The organism is Peribacillus acanthi, from assembly GCF_003073175.1.
Lineage (GTDB): Bacteria > Bacillota > Bacilli > Bacillales > DSM-1321 > Bacillus_BN > Bacillus_BN acanthi.
In genome coordinates this window covers 110,034-132,894 of sequence record NZ_QBBX01000009.1, presented here as the reverse complement: position 1 = coordinate 132,894, position 22,861 = coordinate 110,034, and the positions used below count along the sequence as shown (strand labels likewise).

At 37.6% G+C, this 22,861-nt stretch carries 21 protein-coding genes and 1 pseudogene; 3 read left to right on the top strand and 19 right to left on the bottom strand.

Translation table 11 applies throughout. From position 1 onward, the window contains the following. Nucleotides 1–118 precede the first annotated feature (118 nt). Entirely contained in the window at nucleotides 119–1,033 is a 915-nt protein-coding gene (rnz, locus tag DBX25_RS11205) for a ribonuclease Z (protein ID WP_108670882.1), read from the bottom strand. A 407-nt stretch (nucleotides 1,034–1,440) separates the two neighbouring features. Here rnz and zwf point away from each other — a divergent pair, with 407 nt between their 5' ends. Further along, a complete protein-coding gene (gene zwf, locus DBX25_RS11200; protein ID WP_240620255.1) occupies nucleotides 1,441–2,910 on the top strand; it encodes a glucose-6-phosphate dehydrogenase in 1,470 nt (489 codons plus the stop codon). Between the two features lie 14 nt (nucleotides 2,911–2,924). After that, nucleotides 2,925–3,539 carry a cyclase family protein gene (locus DBX25_RS11195; RefSeq protein WP_108670880.1) on the top strand — a complete coding sequence of 205 codons (615 nt, stop codon included), beginning with the start codon at nucleotides 2,925–2,927 and terminating at the stop codon, nucleotides 3,537–3,539. A 47-nt stretch (nucleotides 3,540–3,586) separates the two neighbouring features. On the opposite strand, the gene DBX25_RS20610 is transcribed toward DBX25_RS11195, so the two are convergent. The 8 genes and pseudogenes from DBX25_RS20610 to mce form a co-directional block, all read right to left on the bottom strand. Next, nucleotides 3,587–3,730 (bottom strand): hypothetical protein, encoded by a 144-nt coding sequence (locus DBX25_RS20610; RefSeq protein ID WP_157950950.1) that lies wholly within the window; start codon nucleotides 3,728–3,730, stop codon nucleotides 3,587–3,589. Nucleotides 3,731–3,969: 239 nt separating this feature from the next. Beyond that, on the bottom strand, nucleotides 3,970–5,379 hold the full coding sequence (gene gndA, locus DBX25_RS11190; RefSeq protein ID WP_108670879.1) for an NADP-dependent phosphogluconate dehydrogenase: 1,410 nt from the start codon (nucleotides 5,377–5,379) through the stop codon (nucleotides 3,970–3,972). A gap of 237 nt (nucleotides 5,380–5,616) precedes the next feature. Continuing rightward, a complete protein-coding gene (locus DBX25_RS11185) occupies nucleotides 5,617–6,876 on the bottom strand; it encodes a DNA polymerase IV (protein WP_108670878.1) in 1,260 nt (419 codons plus the stop codon). Nucleotides 6,877–6,943: 67 nt separating this feature from the next. Beyond that, a pseudogene (locus DBX25_RS11180) lies at nucleotides 6,944–7,141 on the bottom strand (hotdog family protein); the annotation flags it as partial. Between the two features lie 113 nt (nucleotides 7,142–7,254). Continuing rightward, nucleotides 7,255–7,731 carry a chemotaxis protein CheW gene (locus DBX25_RS11175; protein WP_157950949.1) on the bottom strand — a complete coding sequence of 159 codons (477 nt, stop codon included), beginning with the start codon at nucleotides 7,729–7,731 and terminating at the stop codon, nucleotides 7,255–7,257. Between the two features lie 88 nt (nucleotides 7,732–7,819). Further along, nucleotides 7,820–8,941 carry a tripeptidase T gene (locus DBX25_RS11170; RefSeq protein ID WP_108670876.1) on the bottom strand — a complete coding sequence of 374 codons (1,122 nt, stop codon included), beginning with the start codon at nucleotides 8,939–8,941 and terminating at the stop codon, nucleotides 7,820–7,822. A 114-nt stretch (nucleotides 8,942–9,055) separates the two neighbouring features. Next, a complete protein-coding gene (locus DBX25_RS11165; RefSeq protein WP_108670875.1) occupies nucleotides 9,056–10,606 on the bottom strand; it encodes an acyl-CoA carboxylase subunit beta in 1,551 nt (516 codons plus the stop codon). After that, nucleotides 10,603–11,019: a methylmalonyl-CoA epimerase gene (mce, locus tag DBX25_RS11160; RefSeq protein ID WP_108670874.1), complete on the bottom strand. Its 417-nt coding sequence runs from the start codon at nucleotides 11,017–11,019 to the stop codon at nucleotides 10,603–10,605. Before mce ends, DBX25_RS11165 begins: the two co-directional genes overlap by 4 nt. A gap of 200 nt (nucleotides 11,020–11,219) precedes the next feature. Between mce and prli42 the strand changes: the two genes are divergently transcribed. Beyond that, nucleotides 11,220–11,315: a stressosome-associated protein Prli42 gene (prli42, locus tag DBX25_RS21635; protein ID WP_157950948.1), complete on the top strand. Its 96-nt coding sequence runs from the start codon at nucleotides 11,220–11,222 to the stop codon at nucleotides 11,313–11,315. A gap of 61 nt (nucleotides 11,316–11,376) precedes the next feature. Here prli42 and DBX25_RS11155 read toward each other — a convergent pair whose 3' ends face one another. The 10 genes from DBX25_RS11155 to DBX25_RS11110 form a co-directional block, all read right to left on the bottom strand. Beyond that, nucleotides 11,377–11,883 carry a L,D-transpeptidase gene (locus tag DBX25_RS11155; protein ID WP_108670873.1) on the bottom strand — a complete coding sequence of 169 codons (507 nt, stop codon included), beginning with the start codon at nucleotides 11,881–11,883 and terminating at the stop codon, nucleotides 11,377–11,379. A 38-nt stretch (nucleotides 11,884–11,921) separates the two neighbouring features. Next, complete coding sequence (locus DBX25_RS11150) at nucleotides 11,922–12,911, bottom strand: aromatic acid exporter family protein (RefSeq protein WP_108670872.1); 990 nt, start codon at nucleotides 12,909–12,911, stop codon at nucleotides 11,922–11,924. A 165-nt stretch (nucleotides 12,912–13,076) separates the two neighbouring features. Next, a complete protein-coding gene (locus tag DBX25_RS11145; protein WP_108670871.1) occupies nucleotides 13,077–13,799 on the bottom strand; it encodes an amino acid ABC transporter ATP-binding protein in 723 nt (240 codons plus the stop codon). After that, nucleotides 13,792–14,451 (bottom strand): amino acid ABC transporter permease, encoded by a 660-nt coding sequence (locus tag DBX25_RS11140; protein WP_108670870.1) that lies wholly within the window; start codon nucleotides 14,449–14,451, stop codon nucleotides 13,792–13,794. The genes DBX25_RS11145 and DBX25_RS11140 overlap by 8 nt, the downstream gene beginning before the upstream one ends. 109 nt (nucleotides 14,452–14,560) lie before the next feature. Beyond that, a complete protein-coding gene (locus tag DBX25_RS11135; protein ID WP_108670869.1) occupies nucleotides 14,561–15,364 on the bottom strand; it encodes a transporter substrate-binding domain-containing protein in 804 nt (267 codons plus the stop codon). Nucleotides 15,365–15,599: 235 nt separating this feature from the next. Next, entirely contained in the window at nucleotides 15,600–16,037 is a 438-nt protein-coding gene (locus DBX25_RS11130; protein ID WP_108670868.1) for a BrxA/BrxB family bacilliredoxin, read from the bottom strand. A gap of 223 nt (nucleotides 16,038–16,260) precedes the next feature. Further along, complete coding sequence (meaB, locus tag DBX25_RS11125) at nucleotides 16,261–17,385, bottom strand: methylmalonyl Co-A mutase-associated GTPase MeaB (protein WP_108670867.1); 1,125 nt, start codon at nucleotides 17,383–17,385, stop codon at nucleotides 16,261–16,263. Continuing rightward, nucleotides 17,385–19,556, bottom strand: a complete 2,172-nt coding sequence (gene scpA / locus DBX25_RS11120; protein ID WP_108670866.1) for a methylmalonyl-CoA mutase — start codon at nucleotides 19,554–19,556, stop codon at nucleotides 17,385–17,387. The genes meaB and scpA overlap by 1 nt, the downstream gene beginning before the upstream one ends. After that, nucleotides 19,557–21,431 (bottom strand): acyl-CoA mutase large subunit family protein, encoded by a 1,875-nt coding sequence (locus DBX25_RS11115; RefSeq protein WP_108670865.1) that lies wholly within the window; start codon nucleotides 21,429–21,431, stop codon nucleotides 19,557–19,559. 420 nt (nucleotides 21,432–21,851) lie between these two features. Further along, nucleotides 21,852–22,861, bottom strand: a 1,010-nt coding sequence (locus DBX25_RS11110) for a dihydrolipoamide acetyltransferase family protein (protein WP_240620248.1), incomplete at its 5' end; no start/stop codon positions are given.

The window sequence follows — 22,861 nt, the reverse complement described above, 5'->3', positions numbered from 1 at the left end:
TTTTTCCATAACTTATAACTAGTCTTACGAACTAAAGTCGAAAAAAGTTTCAAATTACTTCCATTAGAAAGAAAAAAAGTGTACAGAAAATAAATTTTTTCTCTGTACACAATCTCTCTTAAATATCTACCTTCATAAAATCTTCTGCAAGAATAACATTTCCAAAGATTTGCTTCGCTTCAGCATGAAGAATTTCCACATCATTTCCAATATATCTACTACTAATGTGATTTAGTATCAGCTTTTTAACATTTGCTTCTTTAGCAACTTTTGCAGCCTGTGTAGTAGTTGAATGGTAATAGGAATATGCCATCTCTTCTTCCACTTTAGCAAAGGTCGCTTCGTGAACTAATATATCAGCATCCTTTGCTAAGTCTACACTTACTGAACAATATCTGGTATCTCCCAATATTGAAATAATTTTCCCTTTTTTCGAAGGGTTTAAAAAATCATTTCCATAAAGGATTCTACCATCCTCTAAAACAACCGTTTCCCCATTCTTTAGGTTTTTGAATATCGGGCCTGGTTTAATCCCAAGTGAAATGAGTTCATTAGCCTTTAATTCCCCAGGTCGATCCTTCTCAACCACTCGATAGCCCCAGGACGGTAAACCATGTTCAAGAAGCTTTGTTTCCACTTTGAATAAATCATCCTCAAAGATGATTCCCTCTTCGTTTTCAATAATGGATAACGCATATTTCAGATGTGTACCACTCACCTTTAAAGAAGTCCACACAAAGTCCGCAATTCCCTTGGGACCATGTATGACAAGTGGATCCGTACCACCTTGAAAAGATCTACTTCCTAATAACCCTGGTAAACCAAAAATATGGTCACCATGCAAGTGAGTAATAAAAATCTTTTCAATCCTTCTAGGCTTGACAGATGTATGCAAAATTTGGTGTTGTGTGGCTTCTCCACAATCAAACAACCAGACTGCCCTACGCTCCTTCAATAATTGAAGAGCCAGAGAAGAAACATTTCGTTTTTTCGCTGGAACTCCTGCCCCAGTTCCAAGAAACACTATATCCAAACAAATCACTCCAACTATTATTGACTATCTTTAAGGATTACCATAAACTTCTTGATGTTTCAACATTCGAATAAAATGTATTCTGTTATCTTCATTATTGAACGTAATATCATAATTAAAAAATGGAGATACTACCAAAATCGACTTTTAACAGGTATTACTTATTATTTTCCAGTATTTATAATATTGATTTCGATAATTATCCTTTATTACCTTCCATCGTCCGCATTTATCGACATTTTATTTAAAAGTTTAGGATATAGTGTGTCATAATCATTGATTTACTGTGACATAATCTTTAAAATTATATATTTGTATGGGGTATTTTTAATTAATAGATAATGAAGTTTAAATAGAAAAGTGAGGTCCATAACGTGAGTAACAAACAACGACCATCTGCATTAATCATGCTATTCGGAGCAACCGGAGATTTAGCCAATCGAAAGCTCTACCCTTCTTTATACCGACTCTATAAAAAGGGGAAAATTACAGAGCGTTTTGCTGTTGTTGGGGTAGCTAGACGCCAACTTAGTAATGAAGAATTCCAAAACTCCGTTAAAGAATCCATTTTGACTTATATCGGTGAAAACGTTGAGATTGATGAATTCATCTCTCATTTCTACTATCATTCACACGATGTTACAGACGCAGCATCATATCGTGAGCTTAAGACACTGGCTGAGGGACTAGATACTACCTATAACCTAGATGGCAATAGATTATTCTACATGGCCATGGCTCCAGAATTTTTTGGAACAATTGCTGAAAGTTTAAAATCAGAAGGCTTGACCGATACAGATGGCTATAAACGCCTGGTGATTGAAAAACCTTTTGGACATAATTTTGAGTCTGCTCAAGAATTAAATCGCAGGATTCGTACTGCTTTTGCTGAAGATGAGATCTACAGGATTGACCATTATCTTGGAAAAGAGATGGTACAAAATATAGAAGTGATTCGATTTGCTAATGCATTGTTTGAACCATTATGGAATAATCGTTACATTTCTAATATCCAGGTAACTTCTAGTGAGACGCTGGGAGTAGAAGAACGTGGACGCTATTATGAAAAAAGTGGAGCACTTCGGGATATGGTCCAAAACCATATGTTACAAATGGTTGCACTTTTAGCAATGGAGCCGCCTATTAGGCTAAATACCGATGAAATCAGAAGTGAAAAAGTTCGTGTATTACGTTCTTTCCGCACAATGAAGGTTGAAGATGTCAAAGATTATTTTGTACGTGGTCAGTATGATAACGGAATGGTTGATGGTGTTGAAGTTCCTGCTTATCGCAATGAGCAAATGGTTGCTCCTGATTCCAACACGGAAACGTATGTCGCTGGAAAGCTTATGATAGATAATTTCCGATGGGCAGGCGTTCCCTTCTATATTCGCACTGGGAAAAGAATGGCAGCTAAGTCTACGAAAATCGTTGTACAATTTAAAGATATTCCGATGAATCTTTATTACAATACAAAAGAAACTTTAAACCCTAATTTACTAGTTATCCATATTCAACCTGAAGAAGGAGTTACACTTCATTTAAATGCCAAAAAATCAGGTCAAAGCATGACCACTACACCAGTTAGATTGAACTTTTCCAACAAGAGTGTAGACCGAATGAATACACCAGAGGCATATGAAAAGCTTTTATACGATAGCATGCGTGGTGACGCAACGAACTTTACTCATTGGGATGAAGTAGCCTTGTCATGGAAGTTTGTAGATACAATATCTGAAGCATGGGAAAATGCAAAAGAAGAGTCATTTCCTAATTATGCTTCTGGATCAATGGGTCCACAAAGTTCAGAAGATCTGTTACAAAAAGATGGTCATACATGGTGGCCAATAGAAGAATTTGATGTAGACAATTGTTAATATCGGAGGTAAATATGAAGATTTATGATGTTACGGCTCCCATTTTTAAAGGAATGCCTGTATATAAAAATAAACCAGAAAAACAACCTGAGATTTCAACCATAACAAACGCACACGTGACTGAATCTCGCATTTCCTTAGATGTCCACACCGGTACGCACGTTGATGCTCCTTTACACATGATGAATGAAGGTAGCACTATTGAGAGCATCTCCATTGACCGTTTAGTAAGACATGCAAAAGTTATCGACTTAACAAAGGTTTCTGATAAAATCACAAAGCAAGATATTCAGGACAAAGGCATCACTAACGGCGATTTTATTTTGTTCAAAACAAAAAACTCGTTTGATACAGAATTCAATTTTGAATTTATATATGTAGCTCACGATGCAGCCGAATACTTAGTTGAACAAGGGATTCAAGGGGTTGGGATTGATGCTCTAGGAATCGAGCGTGCCCAAGAGGGCCATCCTACTCATCGTGCTTTAATGGGACAAGACATCATTATTATGGAAGGCTTGCAATTAAAGGAAGTTCCTGAAGGAGAATACTTCATGGCAGCTTTACCTTTAAAATTACAAGATGTTGACGCGGCTCCTGCTAGAATCGTTTTAATCGAAGGTATCTAAAAAAAGGGATGGTAGTGGATTACCTACACACTACCATCCCTTTCTATTTAAGAGGCATCCTCTTCATTCATAACAAGCGTTTCTAATAATACCTCATCTGCTGTAAATGCTTTTAACCAATAATTAGCAGAAGTTTCGACAATGGCTAGGACAACAAGAACAATGATAGTAACCCATAAGATTGTAGTCATGAACGTCACCTTCCGTCTAAAGCCTTTGTGAGAATAAATTCCCCTTAATAAGGTTAGTTTAAACGTTTGTTTGGATGGTAAAAAGAGTCATGGTCACTATCTTTAAGATGGCAATACTCAATAAATCATGAGCTTTGTAGCAGGACTTTTGTCCATTTTATAACCTACAAATTTTAATAAAACATACTTTTTTTGGTTGCAAAAAGCGCCAGAATCTTTCACCGGCGCTTTAACCAACACTATTTCATCCATTCTGTATGAAATACACCTGATTTGTCCACTCGTTCGTACGTGTGAGCACCAAAGTAATCTCTTTGTGCTTGAAGAAGGTTTGCTGGCAATGTCTCAGTACGGTAGCTGTCATAGTAGGCTAACGCAGATGAGAAACAAGGAACAGGAATACCATTCATGACTGCTAGAGAAATTACTTCACGGAGTGCTTTTTGGTAGCTTTCAACGATTTCCTTGAAATAAGGATCAAGCAATAGGTTCTTCAATTCTGGATTGCGATCATAAGCTTCTTTAATTTTTTGAAGGAATTGGGCACGAATGATACAGCCACCACGGAATATCATTGCGATTTCTCCATACTTTAAGTCCCAGCCGTATTCTTCAGAGGCCGCTCTCATTTGTGCAAAACCTTGTGCATATGAAACGATTTTACTCATGTATAAAGCCTTACGAATCGCTTCAATTAAAGCCTCTTTATCCCCTGTATACTCTTCATTCAATGGACCCTTCAGTAACTTACTCGCTTCAACACGTTCTTCTTTCATTGCAGAAATGAAACGGGCAAATACAGACTCTGTGATGATTGGAAGTGGGACGCCTAAATCCAATGCGCTTTGGCTCGTCCATTTTCCTGTCCCTTTTTGACCCGCTTTATCTAAAATGACATCTACCATTGGTTTGCCGGTTTCTTCGTCATATTTCTTGAAAATGTCTGCTGTGATTTCAATTAAATAGCTATCAAGCTCACCTTTGTTCCAATCAGCAAAAACTTTATGAAGATCTTCTGCAGATAAACCAAGAATATTTTTCAAAAGGAAATAAGATTCTGATATTAGTTGCATATCTCCATACTCAATACCGTTATGAACCATTTTCACATAATGTCCTGCTCCATCTGGACCTATATACGTTGTACAAGCATCTCCATCGACCTTTGCAGAGATTTCTTTAAATATAGGTGCTACTAATTCATAGGCTTCTTTTTGCCCACCTGGCATAATGGAAGGTCCTTTTAATGCTCCTTCTTCTCCACCGGATACTCCTGTACCAATAAAGTTAATTCCTAATTCACTCAGTTCTTTATTTCTTCGTTGAGTATCTACAAAATATGTATTTCCACCATCTATCAAGATATCTCCCTTGTCTAGATGCGGTTTTAGAGCCTCGATTGTTGCATCAGTAGCTGTACCAGCTTTGACCATTAAAAGAATTTTTCTAGGAGTTTCGAGTGATTGAACAAACTCTTCCACTGAATAAGTAGGTTTGACATTTTTCCCTTTTGCCTCTTGCATCATTTCGTCTGTTTTTTCCCTTGAACGATTATAAACAGAAATAGAATATCCTCTGCTTTCAATATTAAAGGCAAGATTTTTTCCCATTACCGCTAGACCAACAACACCAATTTGTTGCTTTGACATGTATTAAACATCCCCTTCTAATTAATTTGCTCAAATAAACTACCTCGTTGATTGGAAGGAATGTATTCGCAGTCTACCTTTATGGTTGTGTGCCTTCCCACTTGACTCGCTCCTTCCTGTCCAATCAAACTGCTCAAAAATCATCAAAGAGCTCTATCTAAGTTAATGAAAAAATGCGGTTAATAAACTCATTTTACTGTAGCAATTTTAGGTAAGCCATGCAAGTTATCGGCATTTTTAATGATTTTTATCAAAGAAATCCTTGCTAAAGCTCGTCTCAGACCCAGTAAAGGATCCACTATTATCTTTTGGAGCTATAACTCCTTTTGATATGATTCCTTTTCCATACTTCCCTTGTAATTTTTCAAGGGCCGAAATAAGCGGTTCTTCTTTAGCGTCTTCTTGAAACGAAAATATATCAAGCTGTTTAATTGCGTTGTTTTTTTCATCTACTTCCAAGGCCGTTACACCGAGCAGCCTTACGGGATCTCCATTCCAGTTTTTTCTGAAAATTTCAATGGCTTTCTTACTGATATCGTTTGCTTTAAAAATTGGGTTTAAAAGGGTCACACTTCTAGTTATCGTCTTCCAATCCTTATAACGAATAGTCACGCCTATTTTTAAACCTACTAAGGACTTCTTAGCCAAACGATAGGCTACCTTTTCCGACAGCTCATTCATAACATTTTCTAATTCCTTTTGATTCGTCGTATCTTTCGGTAAAGTAGTTGAGTTACCAATACTTTTATAATCATAGATGGATTCCGGATCTACTTCACGTTGGTCAACCCCATTTGCTCTTTCTTTCAAACGAAGGCCATTAATACCTAAAAGTGCTTTAATCTGAATATCGTGTGCATTCGCCAAATCACCAATTGTCATGATTCCGATTGTCGATAGTTTTTCAGCTGTTTTCTTCCCAACTCCATGCATTTCTACACAAGGTAACGGCCAGATTACTGATGGGACATCTCGTTTTCTCAATATAGTGATTCCCATTGGCTTCTTCATATCTGACGCTGTTTTTGCAAGGAATTTATTTGGGGCAATACCAATGCTACATGGTAAATCCATAGTATCTTTAAGTCTGAATTGTATACTTTTCGCAATTTCTATTGGTGAACCTATATGTGACGACTGTGTTATGTCCACATATCCTTCATCGATTGAAACTGGTTCCACTAAAGTTGAATATTGACGGAGTAAATGAAACATTGCCTCAGAAGCTTTTTTATATCTTTCAAAATTTGGTTTAAGGACAATAAGGTTCGGACAGAGTTTTTTTGCCTCCCAAAGTGGCATGGTCGTTTTTACACCCAGTTTTCTTGCTTCGTAGCTGCATGTGATGATAATGCCTCTTCTCTCTTCGGTATTACCTGCTATTGCAACTGGCTTTCCCCTTAGATTTGAATCATACGCCATTTCAACGGATGCATAAAAACTGTTCATATCAACATGCAAAATCACTCTGCCATTTTTGGGATAATATTGGCTCATACTCTACCCTCCTTTCGATACACCTATTTTACCAAAATGGAGAAGAACTTACATGCTAGAGCTTTACTCAATCCCCAAAGGCAAATATTAATTCGGTTTCACAAACGAGTTCACCATCAACTTTTGCAATTCCCTTCCCTTTTCCTATCGGACCTTTTAATCTTGTTATCTCTACCTCTAAGAAAAGTTGATCACCTGGTTTTACCTGTCTTTTAAAGCGACAACCATCAATGCCTGCTAACAAACCTAATCTCCCAGCATCATCAGTAAGTATTAGTATCTGATACTAAATAAACTATATAATTAATTTTCCTGTATGTACAATAGAAAAAGTCCGGTCTCATCGAGTAATTAATTCCACGATGAGACCGGACTCTTTTAGGATTCTTTCACTGTATTCACATAGTCTTCTAGTTGATTCATTCCATCAAGTGAGTGTAATAACTGGGCATGATCTATAATAGTGATTAATCGTCCATTTATATTGACAACACCCTGTAAATATTCAGTCTTTTTGTAACCAGTTAAACCCAATTTAGTCAAGGATGATTCTGATACTTCGATAATTTCTTTAGCCTGACTACAAATAAGTCCAAATACAAATTCCTTGCTATGTAGGATAATCCATCTTGTTTCCACTGCGACAGGCTCAGTGTCAACCCCATAAAGGACTGTCCGAAGATCGAGTATAGGTAAAACTTCTTCCCTAATTTTGCTCATCCCTTTAACATAGGAAGGAAATTGGGGGATAGGGGTCAGTGCACCAGGTTTTTCGATTGATATTACATGTTGGATGGAAATGCCATACTCCTCATTCCCACAATTAAAAACCACAATTTTATCTATGGTACTCATCTTCCAATCCTCCTTTGTTCGTTTATTGAAAAGGAGTACCTGCTTCATAGCAAATACTCCTTTAGGTTAATTTCTTTACTCGGCGAAATTATTCCCCAGATACTTCTTCAATTATTGCAATAACCATTTCTCCAAGCTTTACAAGCTCTTCAATAGGCATTCTTTCATTTGTAGTGTGGATTTCTTCATAACCAACTGCCAAGTTTACAGTTGGGATTCCAAATCCTGCAATTACGTTAGCATCACTGCCCCCGCCACTTTGTTGCAATTCACTTGGACGATTAATTTTTGCAGCTGCTTTTTTCGCCACTTCCACAACATGGTCACCGTCTCCGAATTTAAACCCAGGATACATTACTTGTACTTCAACAATAGCTTTTCCGCCCATTTCTTCAGCAGCAGATTCAAAAGCTTCCTTCATTTTACGAACTTGCTCTTCCATTTTCTCTGGAATAAGAGATCTAGCTTCAGCTAAGATTTCAACATGGTCGCAAACGATATTAGTTTGTCTTCCACCTTCGAAACGACCGATGTTAGCTGTTGTTTCCTCATCGATTCTACCAAGAGGCATTCTAGAAATAGCTTTTGCCGCAATCGTGATTGCAGAAATGCCTTTTTCAGGTGCAACTCCAGCATGTGCTGTTTTCCCTTTGATTACTGCAACAACTTTTGCTTGAGTAGGTGCTGCTACAACGATGTTTCCAACTTTACCGTCACTATCCAACGCATAACCGAACTTAGCAGTAACCAAGTTTCTGTCTAATGCTTTAGCGCCAACAAGACCTGACTCTTCCCCTACAGTAATAATAAACTCGATTTTTCCATGAGCGATGTTTTGTTCCTTAAGGACACGAATTGCTTCAAGCATGACAGCTAACCCTGCTTTATCATCTGCTCCTAGAATCGTAGTTCCATCAGTCACAACATATCCATCCTGGATTGAAGGTTTGATTCCTTTACCAGGTACTACTGTATCCATGTGGGAAGTAAAGTAAATCGTGTCCACTCCATCTTTTGTAGCCGGAAGTGTACAAACTAAATTTCCAGCACCGTGGCCAGTTACAGCTGTTGTATCGTCTTCGAAGACTTCTACACCAAGTGCAGAAAACTTTTCTTTCAGCACTTTACAGATTTCTGTTTCGAACTTCGTTTCAGAATCAATTTGCACAAGCTCTAAAAACTCTGCAAGTAAACGCTCTTGATTAATCATTTTTACTACCTCCATATGTATAACGTACCAAAACAAGTATACCTATTGTAGGAGGGGTGTGGCAAACCAAAATTCCTTGGTTTGAACGAATACTTACAATCTTTTTCAACCGTCCTATAACGGGATATTGCCATGTTTCTTATAAGGTCTGGATTCTTTCTTATTTCTAAGCATTTCAAGGGCTTGAATGATTTTAATTCTAGTCTCTCTAGGATCAATTACATCATCGACCATTCCTTGACTTGCTGCAACATATGGATTCGCAAACTTTTCTCTGTATTCTTCAATTTTTTGAGCTCTTGTCGCTTCTGGATCTTCACTGTTTGCAATTTCTCTAGCAAAAATGATGTTGGCAGCTCCTTGAGGTCCCATTACAGCAATTTCTGCATTTGGCCATGCAAATACAAGATCAGCTCCAATAGACTTACTATTCAAGGCTACATAAGCTCCACCATATGCCTTTCGTAGAATAACAGTAAGCTTTGGTACAGTAGCTTCTGAATATGCATAGAGAATTTTTGCTCCGTGACGGATGATACCGCCGTGCTCCTGTTTCACTCCAGGGAAAAACCCTGTAACATCCTCAAATGTAATGATAGGAATATTGAACGAATCACAGAAACGAATGAAACGCGCCGCTTTATCAGAAGAATCGATATCAAGCCCACCTGCCATCACTTTTGGTTGGTTACAAACTAATCCAACCACTTCCCCTTTGATTCTTGCAAGTCCAATCACAATATTTCGTGCAAAGTCTTTTTGAATCTCCATAAAGGAGTCTCCATCGACCACCTGCTCTATTACTTTACGAACATCATATGGCCGGATGGCATCAAATGGGATCACATCTGTTAAGTCAGCTCGATAATCGTCAGAAGGGTCGACCTCTAATTTTGGAGGTTTTTGTTCATTATTCTGTGGAAGGTAGCTTAATAGTGCACGAACCATTTCAATTACCGCCTCTTCTGAATCAGCTTTGAAATGTGCATTTCCACTAATGCTATTATGGACATCCGCTCCACCTAAATCTTCAGCACTGATTTTTTCTCCAGTTACTGTTTCTATAACCTTAGGGCCAGTAATGAACATCTGACTTGTTTTCTCAACCATAAAAACGAAATCAGTAATAGCCGGTGAATAAACAGCACCACCTGCACAAGGTCCCATAATTACCGAAATTTGAGGGATAACCCCGGAATAAATTGAGTTTCGATAAAAAATGTGTCCATAGCCATCAAGAGATACGACTCCCTCTTGAATCCGTGCACCCCCTGAATCGTTCAGCCCAACAAATGGCGCTCCATTTTTTGCTGCTAAATCCATTACATTAGCAATCTTTTTAGCATGCATCTCCCCTAACGCTCCGCCAAAAACTGTGAAATCCTGAGAAAATAGGTAGATGTCTCTTCCGTTTACTTTTCCATAACCAGTTACAACTCCGTCTCCAGGACCTTTCGCTTCCCCTAGACCGAAATCATTACAACGATGAGAAATAAAAGGATTTAGTTCTACGAAAGTCCCTGGATCGACTAGTAAGTCGATTCGTTCACGGGCTGTCAATTTTCCTTTTTCGTGTTGCTTTTCTATCCTCTCGTCTCCTCCACCTAGTTCCACTTCTCTGCGTCTGTCATATAATTCATTAATTTTTTCATAGATGTCAATCATGATTGCTCCTCCTCTTTACGTTCACAAAACTCATATAAAACGCCACCTGTAGACTTCGGGTGCAAAAATGCAACTTGTGCATGATGTGCACCAGGTTTGGGTTGATCGTTGATCATGACAATTCCTTTTTCTTTCACTTCTTGAATTCTATCTTCAATATTAGTTACACCTAACGCAACATGGTGAATTCCTTCCCCACGTTTTTCAATGAATTTGGCAATTGGACTATTTTCAGAAGTTGCTTCCAATAGTTCCAACATGGTATTACCTGCGGATAAAAATGCTACAGTTACTCCTTGGCTTTCAACTGTTTCTTTTCCTTTAAAAGTAAGCCCAAGAGTGTTTTGATATAATTCCAATGCAGACTCCAGTGATTTTACAGCAATTCCAATGTGGTCAACTTTGTTAATCATAGAAATCCCCCAAGTTCTTCTACTAACTTTCAGTTCAATAAAAACTATTCTACAAAAATCGCGAAAACCCTGCTTTTTACTTCAAAATAACTCATTTTATTTCAAAATTCTTCCCATACAGTATTACTAATAACTGTTGTATTAACTCTCATTTATCGGTAAAATAGACTTGTACTATTCCTTATTAGGAGAGATGCAATTTGAAAAATAGGAAGTTTCGTAAATTCGTTGTATATATGATGATGGCAGTTATGTTGCTTTCAACTTTACTCACTGGGATATCATTTTTATTTTAAACATAAAAACCCTGAAGCTCTTGTTTAAGCTCAGGGTTTTATTCTGCAATAATATAATCCTCTATATGGCTCCATGCTCTTTAGCAAGCTGTTTATAATCCTTTGTCGTGCGAGTGACAAGAATTTTTGTCCCAATCGGAGTCTGGTCATATAGCTTTTCCACGACAGGATTTAAAAGCCTAATACAACCTTGGGAAACATACTTACCAACTGTCCATGGCTGATTTGTTCCATGGATACCATATGTACGCCCATCCGTACCTCTAGCATCAAATCCAATCCATCGAGTCCCTAGTGGATTTCTAGGATCTCCACCTGGAATATTCTTTTTACGATAATATGGGTTTTTCGCTTTTACGGTAACAGTAAACAATCCTTCAGGTGTTAAGTCCTGGCTTTTACCCGTCCCAGCTTTTACGACTTGCTGAACTTTTCCATCTTTGATGAAAGCTAATTCATTTTTTGTCTTATTCACAATAATAAAAGGGTCCCCACGCAATGGATTCTGCCCAATTGGCCAAACAGGAGAAATACTCAAAATAACAAAAACAGTTAATAGTAGCCGCACACTTATCACCTTCGTTTCAGATTATGATTATCGTCCACTTAGTTTAAACGGCCTTTTCTTTTTTCATTCACTTGTCGACTTGGCAACCCAGTAAACTCACTCTTCAAATTTAAATAGTCTTGAATTTCCTTTGTAATTTGAATCAGAGCTGCACGAACCTCAAATTCTTCTCTAGTATTTGGTAAGTCCATACTCTTGAACAGCTCCATCATCTCATCTAATTTTTTCAAATAAATGTTAGCAGTATTTTCTGGATGTACATTCTCGCTAATTTCTTCAATGAATTCTGCTACCATGTGACTTTGACTACATGTTGCAGGAATGGAACTAATTAAAGGTAAAAGCCTTTCTATTATCTCAAGTTGTTTTTCTCTCATTTTAAAATAATGATAAAACAGATTTTCATGTCGTAAAAAATGATTTTCAACGTCTCGGAACGCCAAAGTCTTTGCCTTTTGAAGCAATTTTGAAACCTCTACAATTTCCTTCCCATCCCATTCTGTATTATTCGTTCTTAAGTAGTCAGCCATCCTCTTCAGAATTATACTGTATTTCTCCTCAATCTCCTCTTGGTATTCGTATAATGTATTCTCTAAGCTTGGCATGTATAAATTCATAACAAGACCTACACCAATTCCAATAAGAACCAACGAAATTTCATTAAGAATAAACTGGTAGGTTATTTCTGCTTGAGTATATATATGTAGAATGATGACACTGCTCGTTACAATTCCATCTTGGACTCTTGCTGCAACAGCTGTTGGAATGAAAAATAATAGCATTAGACCAATGACAATCGGATGATACGCTACTCCCTCGAAAAATATTACAGAGAATACAATACTGATTAAACAAGCAATAAACCGATCAATGGATGTTTTTACTGATTTCTTTTTTGTAACTTGAATACTTAAGATTGTAATGATTCCTGCAGATGGGAAATTGGAAAGACCTAAAATTTGCGCAATTAAAATCGCTATGGCTACTCCGATAGATGTTTTTAAAGTTCTATAGCCAATCTTAAACATTACGTCCCTCCTTCCACGTTCTAATCGATTCCCCACTTATGTAGAGTAACTTGATATCCAATACTTTATACTACTTAAACCAACAGTAAACCCTTGAAGCTTAGTAACAAACATTACGAAAACAGCCAAAAATAAAAAAGAAAGATAGCCAAGGCTATCCTTCTTTCACAGCATTTTCTCAAGAAAATCTTTAGCACGAGCTGATTTAGGAGATGTAAAAAATTCTGCTGGTGGAGCATCTTCCACCAGATTCCCCCCGTCTAGGAACAATACTCGGTCCGCAACCTCTCTAGCAAAGCCCATCTCATGGGTAACAATCGCCATTGTCATTCCGGTGTGTGCTAGGGACTTCATAACTTCTAATACTTCCTTTACCATTTCAGGATCTAGAGCTGAAGTTGGCTCATCAAATAACATTACTTCTGGATCCATAGCAAGTGCTCGAGCAATCGCTACCCTTTGCTTTTGGCCACCTGATAATCGGTTCGGATATTCTTTTGCTTTTTCCGCCAATCCTACTTTTTTAAGGAGATCCATCCCCTTTTTTTCCGCCTCTTGTTTAGAAAGACCTTTAACTGTTATTGGAGCATAAGTGAGGTTTTCTAATACCGTTTTGTGAGGGAAAAGATGAAAGTGTTGGAAAACCATTCCCACATTTTCACGAACCTTCATGATATTTGTTTTTTTGCTTGTAATATCTTGATCTTTAACAAAAATCTTTCCTTCTGTTGGTTGCTCTAACAGGTTCATACAACGCAGGAACGTCGATTTCCCAGAACCCGAAGGTCCTATAATCGCCACGACTTCACCCTCATTGATAGAAGTCGTAATCCCTTTAAGTACTTCTAATTTACCGAAATATTTATGAAGATTCTCGATTTTAATCACTGCGTCTCATTCTCCTTTCAACAAGCTTACCGAGGACGGTTAAGATCATAACTAGTACATAATAGATGACCCCTGCAAAAAGAATCGGTTCTAGGAATTTATAGGTTTGTCCACCTACAATATAGGAACGTCTCATAATATCCTGTAATCCAATTACAGTTACTACTGCCGACTCTTTTGTAAGCGTAATAAATTCATTCATAAGTGCAGGAAGAATATTTTTCATAGCTTGTGGTAAAATAACGTCCCACATCATTCGGTTATACGGAACACCTAATGCCATTGAAGCTTCTTTTTGACCCTTGTCCACTGCAAGAATACCAGCACGAATAACCTCAGAGATATAAGCTGCAGAGTTAAGTCCAAACGATAGAAATGCAGCTACAAACGCATCAATTTGAGTACCAAATAATTGAGGAGCCCCATAATAAATCAACATTAACTGTAGTACTAAAGGGGTTCCACGGAAAATAGAGGTATAAATATCTGCAAACCAATTTAATGGTTTAAGTCTACTAATTTTGAATAAGGCCAAAACGATACCCCAAGTAAATCCTAGCAATCCTGCGGCAGCTACAACCTTTAACGTAAGTGGAATTCCTTCCATGATGAAAGGTAGCGAAGGTAAAATCCTTTCAAAATCAAAGTTCATGTTTTCATCTCCTTTATTACCGGTCTAAACTAGATAAAGTGCCCAGCCATCCAAAAGTAAATTCTTTTACTTTTAGAATAGCCAGACACTTTAAGGTTTGTGAGAGGGATTATTTTGCTTGTTCTCCACCAAACCATTTAACGATTAATTTTTCTAATTCACCATTTTCTTGCATTTTCTTTAATTCTGCATTGAACTTCTCTGTTAATTCACTGTCTTTAGGGAATGCAATTGCTGAACCCGCTTCTTCTTCAGGGACAGGAATTACATGACCAGCAAGTTCTTTATTGTCTGCTAAATAACCTTTAGCTACAGTGTCTTCAATAATAGCTGCATCGAATCGGCCAGCCATTACCTCTTGAACAAGCTCTGGAATACGATTTCGATTTTCAACCTTCATGTCGATATTTCCTGTTTCTTTTAAATCATTTGCTAATCCTTCTTGGATAGAACCAAGTTGTACTCCAACTGTTTTACCTGCTAAATCTTCTTCCTTTTCAATCCCGCTATCTTTTTTCGTTACGATCATATGCTGTGCTGTATAATATACATTTGAGAAATCAACACTTTGCTTACGTTCTTCTGTAGGAGTCATACCAGCTAATACAAAATCAACTTGATCGGATTGTAACGCTGTAATAAGTCCACTGAAATCCATGTCTTGAACGGTAATTTCATAGCCTAGATTTTTAGCAATTGCTTTTGCTAAATCCACGTCAAAACCGATAATGTCATCACCTTTTGCAGTATCAATGTATTCAAATGGTGGATAGTCTGCTGATGTACCCATTTTTAATACTTTCTTTTCTCCACCCTCAGCATTAGAAGCTTCTTCTTTTTCAGAAGTTCCACAAGCTGCTAGAATTCCAACTAATAGAATTGATGTTAAAAATACTGATAACCATTTTTTCATTTTACTTTCCTCCTATAATTTTCTAAATATTTTCATACTTCACAATTATAAATCATTATGAAATATTTATAGATTTTTTTCAAGTAGAAAAACCTAATTTCATATATATTCACTGTAATGTATTTTAACACAGACTAATATTTATGCAATATTATTTGTAAAAATAAATAGATTAATATTATAGGAAAATATTTTCCAAAAGAAAAAGGACCCTTTTATTAGGGTCCCCAAACTATTACATTTCATCACAATATTTATCAAAGTAGTTTTGAAGCTTTGTCACAACTGAGATAGGATCGTGACCTTCAATTTCATGGCGTTCAATCATAGTACAAAGTTTACCATCCTTTAATAATGCAAAAGATGGTGAAGAAGGTGGATAATCCACAAAATAGCTACGTGCATGCTCTGTCGCTTCCTTGTCTTGACCAGCGAACACTGTAACTAAATGGTCTGGACGCTTATCATAATGAACAGAATGAGCAGCTGCAGGACGTGCGATGCCTCCCGCACAACCGCAAACTGAATTGACCATTACTAGTGTTGTACCACTCTTATTGAAAGCTTCATCCACCTCTTCCGGTGTTTTAAGCTCTGTATAACCAGCTGCAGTGATTTCTTGTCGTGCTTGTCTAACAATATCATTCATAAAAAAGTTAAAATCCATACTCATGGTATCGTCTCCTATTCAAGTATTCCTATCCATCATATCAATTGAATAGCTACTATTCAATAAAGAAGGATTTTTGTAATTTTGGTTTATTATTTAAAACTACGGGTACAATACTAGTACATCTAGATTATACCCCTAAACTCCCTAGATTGGATAGCAACCATAGTCGTTGCTATCTTTTTTTTTGCAAACAAAAAAGGGGCTGAAAAATTCAGCATCCCTCTTATTTCTTTAAACTATCTAAATAGAAATTAAATGCTTCCATAACTGCAACTGAAACAGTTTTCGAGCCTGACATAACTTCATTTTCTAATCTAGGCATATTGGTTTTTACGCTTGGATTTTGAAAAAATGTTTTGTTTAAATGCTCTTTCAATAATGTTTGCATCCATTCTTTTACTTGGAGCCTTCTACGTTCTTGGAAAACACCAGTTTCTTTTGTTTTCTCAACAAATTGTTGAATTATGGTCCAAAGTTCAGGAATTCCTTCTCCAGTTTGTGCAGAACAAGTAAAGGCTGCCGTATTCCAACCTTTAGTAGCTGGTTGTAAGAAGTGAAGGATACGATTGAACTCTTCTTTCGTTTTAATGGCAAGTGGCTTATTATCTCCATCTGCTTTATTGATTATCACACCATCTACCAGCTCCATAATTCCTTTCTTCATACCTTGTAACTCATCACCTGCACCAGTAAGAGCTAATAATAGGAAATAGTCTACCATCCCTCTGACTATAGCTTCACTTTGTCCGACACCAACTGTCTCTACCAAAATAATATCGTATCCCGCTGCTTCACATAGCAACATTGTCTCACGGGTTTTCCGATGAACGCCTCCTAGAGTTCCTTCTGATGGAGAGGGACGGATGAAGGCTGACTGATTTTTTGCCAGCTCTTCCATCCTAGTTTTATCCCCGAGTATGCTCCCACCTGTAACTGAAGAGCTTGGATCCACTGCTAATACCGCTACTTTATGCCCTTTTGAGCATAAGTACGTGCCGATAGCTTCAATAAAAGTACTCTTACCTGCACCAGGAACCCCTGAAATACCAATCCTTATCGATTTTCCCGTGTGTGGCATTAGATTCTGAAGGAGCTTTTGAGCCATTTCAAAATGCTTCTCTGAGTTGCTCTCAATTAAGGTGATGGCTTTACCTAAATGTGTTCGACTACCTTCAAGTACTCCAACCTCTAAATTGAGGTATTGAGCATTAAATTCATTCTTATTCCTTTTCACAAACCGAGTTGGAGCCGAATAATTAAGTGATGAAGTCATTTCTAGCCCTTTTTTTATAGAACTAGCAAAAGAAGAATTTTCTTCTGCCCATTCAGGCTTTCTTCCATCTATCATTACATTGACACTTCCTCATAGCCCAATCTTGAATAAATTTCTTTAAGCAAGATTTTAGCTGAGTGTGGAATAACCGTCCCTGGACCAAAAATTGCAGCAGCACCATTTTGTAATAAGAATTCATAGTCTTGAGCTGGAATTACTCCTCCTACAATTACCACGATATCCTCACGTCCAAGTTTTTTCAGCTCATTGACCAACTGTGGCAGCAATGTTTTGTGACCTGCTGCAAGAGAGCTCATTCCAATCACATGTACATCATTTTCCACAGCTTGTCTGGCAGTTTCTTCAGGTGTTTGGAAAAGTGGTCCGATATCAACATCAAATCCTAAATCGGCATATGCAGTTGACACTACTTTTGCTCCACGATCATGTCCATCTTGACCTATCTTTGCCATAAGAATTCTAGGGCGTCTGCCCTCATTCTCTAGGAAATCCCCAGTCATTTTTTTCACTTCTTCTATTTCTTCATCGTTAGAATATGAAGAGCTATAAACGCCACTTATCGATCGAATGACGGCTTTATGACGACCTGCCACTTCTTCTATTGCACTGCTGATTTCACCAAGGGTTGCTCTAACTCTAGCAGCATTTACAGCAAACTCAAGGAGATTACCTTCACCAGTTTGGGCAGCAAGAGTTAATGCGGATAATGCATCCTTTACAGCTTCATCATTACGTGACTGTTTTAATTGTTGAAGTTTTAGAAGCTGGCTTTCACGAACAGCAGTATTATCAATTTCAAGAATCTCTAAAGCCTCTTCTTTATCTAAACGATAAGCATTCACACCAACAATTGTTTCAACTTTTGAATCGATTTTTGCTTGACGTTTTGCAGCAGCTTCTTCGATTTTCATTTTTGGCAAGCCAGTTTCAATTGCCTTTGCCATTCCACCTAAATCTTCAATTTCTTCTATATGTGCCCAAGCTTTTTCAACTAATTCGTTGGTTAATGCTTCAACATAATAAGAACCTGCCCAAGGATCAATGACCTTCGTAATTCCTGTTTCTTCTTGAAGATACAATTGAGTATTCCTTGCAATACGGGCAGAGAAATCAGTAGGTAGCGCAATTGCTTCGTCTAAAGCATTGGTATGCAACGATTGGGTATGACCTAACGCTGCTGCATGTGCCTCAATTAATGTTCTGGCAACATTGTTGAAAGGATCTTGTTCAGATAAACTCCATCCAGATGTTTGTGAGTGAGTTCGCAATGCCATGGACTTTTCATTTTTTGGGTTAAATTGTTTCATTAATTTTGCCCAAATTAGCCTTGCAGCTCTCATCTTAGCAACTTCCATGAAATAGTTCATCCCAATCGCCCAGAAGAAACTTAATCGAGGAGCAAACGAATCAATATTGATTCCAGCTTTTAAACCGGTACGGACATATTCAACCCCATCAGCCAATGTGTAAGCAAGTTCAATATCAGCTGGGGCACCTGCCTCTTGCATATGGTAACCAGAAATTGAAATGCTATTGAATTTTGGCATATAATTCGATGTGTATTCAAAAATATCTGCAATGATTTTCATTGACATTTCTGGTGGATAAATATAGGTATTTCTTACCATGTATTCCTTCAGAATATCATTTTGAATCGTTCCAGATAACTTTTCCTGACTTACTCCTTGTTCTTCTGCTGTGACGATATAAAAAGCCAAAATAGGTAATACTGCACCATTCATAGTCATAGAGACAGACATTTGATCTAATGGAATCCCATCAAAAAGAGTTTTCATATCAAGAATAGAGTCAATAGCCACTCCAGCTTTTCCCACATCTCCAACTACACGAGGGTGGTCCGAATCATATCCTCTGTGGGTAGCTAAATCAAACGCAACCGAAAGTCCCTTTTGCCCCATAGCCAAATTTCTTCTATAAAATGCATTGGATTCCTCAGCTGTGGAAAAACCTGCATATTGGCGGACTGTCCAAGGTCTGTTTACATACATCGTTGGATAAGGCCCTCTTGTAAATGGTGCGATACCTGGTTTATGATCTAAATGTTCTAATTGATTTCGGTCAGTTTCTCGATACAGAGATTTAATCTTAATTTGTTCATTAGTTTCAAAAAACAAATCCTCCATCTGTCCATTAGTTAATTCATTAGCTTTAGTTTCGCATTTTTTTCGTATATTGATAGAATGAAAATCCGGTTTTTTTGCCACTTACATCACCCCCAAGTCATTCATGACGGCAGAAATAAAGTTCGGAACGTGTGACTTCATATGAATGTAATCCTTTACTCCCGCAACCATTAGCTGATTGTGAAGCTCGTCTTTTTGTTTACCAGCTACAAATAATTTTTTCTTTGGAAAAACTTCACTGAATTTATTAGCTACTTCGATCGCCATCTCTTTATAGTCATCGTCAGCACCGCACATTACATAGTGCGTGAAGCCTGTAGCCTGCACGAAAGCAATGGCTTCTTCTACAGTATAAATCGGTGAGCTTTCTTCAGTTAATACACCGCCCGTTGCGAGGAAACCCTTAACAAAATCCAGTCTCGGTTTATGAGATTTTAGATTATTCAACAGGATGCACCCGAATTTAATCGATGAAGCTGCTTGAATTTGATATTCATTTGCTTTCTTTCTAATTTGCTCAAACTCTTCTGCCCATCTTCTAGTCAAGATTGGCTCAAAGCTGGTTGTAGAATCTGTATTTGGTTTGTGTAGTACGACATTGGGATAAACATCTGCTGGATTAGGATAAACATTCGTACCAATTAAACTTTCTTTTCTTGTCGCCAAATTTTCTTTTTTAAGTGTATAGACTCTATTAATTTCATCTTGGATAAAGCCTTGTTTTAATGAATTGAACAATCCACCTAGAGAATCAATCTTCAAGAAAAGTGCCCATGTTTTTTCAGTTAGCTCATCCGTTAAACTTTCCACATACCAAGATCCACCCGCAGGATCTACAACCTTGTCTAATAGTGTTTCATGCTTAAGAATCAAATGAACATTATGAGCAATTCTTTCAGAAAATGCAGTGGTGTTCCCAGTAGCCTTGTCGTACGGATGGATTTCAATGGACTGCGCACCACCAACTACAGCAGCAAATGCCTGGTTAGTTACACGTAACATATTCACATGTGGGTCGTACAATGTTTGAGTGAAATTGGAGGTCTCAGCATGAATATGCATTCTGAACGCTTGCTCAGTTGAGTTGTACGCCTCACCAATCATCGACCATAGTCTTCTAGCTGCACGAAGTTTAGCCACGTTCATGAAAAAATTGTTATCAATTGAAAACGTAAAATAGATGTTTTCCGCAATATCAGAAGCTGAGTATCCATTTTTCACTCCTGCTTCGATATAAGTAATGGCTTTAGAGAGTGATGCCGCTAGTTCTTGAACAGCATTACCACCAGCGTTATGGACGTCACTACCTTTTACAAATATAGTTTTAAGATTTGGGTAATCAATATGTTTCTGTTGAGCACTACTTACCCAATTTTCAAGAGAACTTTCTAATTCAGCTGGCACCTTGCCAGTTTTAATGAAAGGTGAAATATAATCTTCCCCTATTAACCCTACTAGTTGATCTTTAGAGAAACCTTTTTCGACCCAATAACTCATTAATAAGTTGCATATATCCGTTTTAGAATCAGATACATCAATAAAAAACGGTAGATTACTGACATCAATCCCATCAAATAATTCTGCAATATCTTTTACATTTGAAATACCAAGACCTTTTAAAGATAAGGAAATGACATTTTGTCCTCTTTTTACCGCATTCTTCAATTTTTCGTTTACCTGTTGAACTGAATCTCCTTGAACAGCTTGTGAAATTAACCAAGGATTCACTTCATATGGTAAATCAGTTATACCCCTTGTATACGGAGATAGACCTGGAACCTCTTTCCCAATCGCACCATCTTCTTTTGTGTATAATGGTTTCAATTCAATATCTTCGTATGTAGAACTGTAAAGGCTTTCTAGTTTTTTTCCCTTAAGGCTTTCTTCTGCCTTACCCTTCCAATCGTCAAGGGTAGCTTTAGGGAAGCTAGTTTCTTTAATTTCTTTAAGCTTCATTGTAATCGCTTTCTATTTATTTCAAGAAGATATTATCCTGAAATATTCCTAGTTTTTGTTCTAGGTCACAAGAAAGCTTCCCTCCCCTCATATTTACAAAATTGAATTAAAATTCAAATAGTATATACAATTCTATTCTAGTATAAGCCCAACCGACCTGCAAAGGATTTATATTTATATTGTCTTTGAAGAAACTTGCAGCTATAGTATGCACTTTCAAGATTACGGTGCATTTTTCCCGGCTTTGAGTACTATTTTCCCGACTATGTTCCGTTTATTCCCGACTTTGAGGAGTTTTTTCCCAACTTTGAATACTATTTTCCCTACTTGTCGAAACTACCCCCCCACTACCCGTTGTGAAATAAAAAAGCGCTTTGAAAGGGGTTCTGAACCGTCTTTCAAAGCGCTCTTTTGTCATTATTAATAGATAGATGTATTCTCTTTAGACATGTTTTCAATAATTTCTTTTACACGTCCTAGGAATTTACCACATACTAGACCATCTAACACACGGTGGTCTAAGCTCATACATAAGTTAACCATATCGCGAACTGCAATCATGCCATCAACGATTACAGGACGTTTTACGATTGCTTCAACTTGTAAAATAGCAGCTTGTGGGTAGTTGATAATACCTTGAGATTGGATAGATCCAAACGATCCAGTGTTATTTACTGTGAAAGTCCCACCTTGCATATCCTCAGATTTCAACTTACCTGCGCGAACTTTCCCGGCAAGCTCAGTAATTTCACGAGCGATTCCTTTGATTGTTTTCTCATCCGCATTCTTAATTACCGGAACAAATAATGCGTCTTCTGTTGCCACTGCAATTGAGATATTGATGTCTTTCTTCTGGATAATTTTATCTCCAGCCCACATGGAGTTAATTTGTGGGAATTCTTTTAATGCTTGTGCTATGGCTTTAACGAAAAATGCGAAGTATGTTAAATTATATCCTTCATTTTTCTTGAATGCACCTTTTTCAGCATCACGGTATTTCACAAGGTTTGTAGCATCAACTTCTATCATTGTCCATGCATGTGGAGCTTCATGCTTACTGCGAAGCATGTTAGCTGCAATCGCTTTACGGATTCCACTAACAGGGATTTCTTTATCACCTACAGCTGTAGGGATATTGATTGGTTCTGGTTTAGCCTGTGGAGCAGCTGCTTGTGGTGCTACTCCAGCGCTAACAGCTGCTGGCTGTGCAACTGGAGCTGCCACTTGTGGTGCTGGAGTTGCAGGAGCACTAGCAGCAGTTGGAATATTGCCAGACTCAATGATACTCTGTAAATCTTTACGTGTTACGCGTCCACCCGTACCAGTACCTTTTACTTGAGAAAGATCGATACCGTTCTCTTGAGATAGTTTCAATACGGCAGGTGAGAATCGACCGTTATTTAATGGACCACCATTAGTAGCTGGTGCAT